This window comes from Rhodoferax sp., assembly GCF_039922535.1.
GTDB lineage: Bacteria > Pseudomonadota > Gammaproteobacteria > Burkholderiales > Burkholderiaceae_C > Rhodoferax_B.
Genome location: NZ_JBDTEM010000155.1, coordinates 1 through 1,699, shown reverse-complemented (window position 1 = coordinate 1,699; position 1,699 = coordinate 1). Strand labels below are relative to the sequence as shown.

At 59.9% G+C, this 1,699-nt stretch carries 2 protein-coding genes and 1 pseudogene; all 3 read right to left on the bottom strand.

The features are described 5' to 3' along the window. Window positions 1-12: 12 nt before the first annotated feature. Window positions 13-543, bottom strand: a complete 531-nt coding sequence (locus ABI213_RS07385) for a hypothetical protein (RefSeq protein ID WP_348026578.1) — start codon at window positions 541-543, stop codon at window positions 13-15. A 125-nt stretch (window positions 544-668) separates the two neighbouring features. Continuing rightward, window positions 669-1,091 (bottom strand): annotated as a pseudogene (locus ABI213_RS07380) (type VI secretion system Vgr family protein); the annotation flags it as partial. An 86-nt stretch (window positions 1,092-1,177) separates the two neighbouring features. Continuing rightward, a partial coding sequence (locus ABI213_RS07375; RefSeq protein ID WP_348026576.1) for an Imm72 family immunity protein occupies window positions 1,178-1,699 on the bottom strand: 522 nt, incomplete at its 5' end.

Genomic DNA, 1,699 nt, shown 5'->3' with positions numbered 1-1,699 from the left:
GCGACTGTGACGCTATGGTTGAGGCGGTATTGGGGCCAACTGGCGGGGGGGATTGAGGGGGCCGCGAGACCTGTCTGAGTAGCGAATGGTTAAGGAGCCGATCTTCCACCCGGCTTGCTCAGTAATTGATAGGTTGCATCCCCTTTTGAAAGCCTCGAATTCCCAATGTGAAAACTGGTCCTCCAACTCCTGCGGCATCCAGTCAGAAGGGTAGTCGCTGGTCTGCCCATGGAATGCGCTTCGCACATTGCCACCAAACCCCAGAGCGCTGAGGTCGCCACGTTTAAGCAGCACATAGCCATCATCTAGCGATGCCAGCGTAGACCGGAAGTTGGGCAAGACCCGTTCACCCCAAACAATATCGGGTTGGTTGGATAAATGGCGGCTGCGGTAGTCACTGGGCAACTTCAACATGAACTGCTGCAAAGCTTGCTCTGCCGCCGCCAGCATCTTGGCCCAAGCGTCCACCATGTCGCGGTAGTAGTCCAAAAAGCTGTAGCGCTCCAGCAGGTAAATTTCTTGGGGAATGAGGGGTGTAGCCATGTCTACTTTTTGCTTTCATACCAGTTGTTAGTGAGGGTAGGTACGCCCACCATGTCGGTGGTTTCACCAAAGCTGCTGTAGCCCCAATTGGTGGGTTGGCGCTTGCCTAAGAATTCTTTTTGTACATGCGTGGACAACAACACCCCTTCACCCCCGCGCAGCACGCCCCAGGCATCGGTGCGCAGCTCAAAGCCGCTGCCGCGGTAGCTGCCCCGCTGGGCCGACGTGGGGGCCTGGGCCACCAGGTAGCCCAGGTTCAACTGGCTGGCTGCAGTGCTACTGGCCAGGCGCATGCGCAGCTGGGCGCTGGAGTCGTCTACCACCCATTGGTTGTATCCATCCCCATCCAGCCCCTGGCTGTGCAAACCGGAGACCACCCCGGCGTGGTTGACGCCCGAGTCCACCCCGGCGGAGAAGGGCGGCAGGTCGGCGCCGTTGTAGAGCTGGCCTGCCACCAGGGGGCGGTCCACATCGCCTTCGATGAAGTTCACCAGCACCTCAGACCCGATGCGTGGGGTGAACTGGGTACCCCAGTTGGGGCCGGCCAGAGTGAACCGCATAATTCGAAATACTACTAATTTAGTAGCTGCTTGCGCAGGTAGAACATGCGCTGGAGGTCGATTTCTCTTGAACCTTATTCACACCAGATCCACACGACCTCTGCACCTTGGTGCAACGGCAGCACGTCGCCCAGTGCAAATGTCTGGCGGGCTTGCAGGTCGGTTTGCACGGCCCATGTGCCCGCCTTGCTGGTGCGTTCGCCACTGTTGGCGTAGAGCAAATCGTCTTGGCTGCTGGCAGCGGCGGCGCTGGCTTGCACTACGGGGACTGAGGGCTTGTTGAACACATAGCCCGCCTCTTCTGCGGGGATACTGCCGTCCAGATAACGGTCGTCCTTCCACAGCAAGCGCCAAGTCGTGGGGATGGGATCGCGGCCTTCGCCGATGTGTGGGGCGGTGGAGTCGCCGTGCAGGTAGTTCATGCTGCCCACGACCTCAAACGGGCCGGTGATGGGGGGTGGTTTGAGCAGGCTAAGCATGCGGCGCTTGGGAGCGGGGATGTTGATGGGCTCGTAGATGCCGCTGACGGGGACGACCTCGCCGAATTTGACTAGGACGACTTCTTGGGGATCGGGAACTTCGGGGAGGTTGGGGGG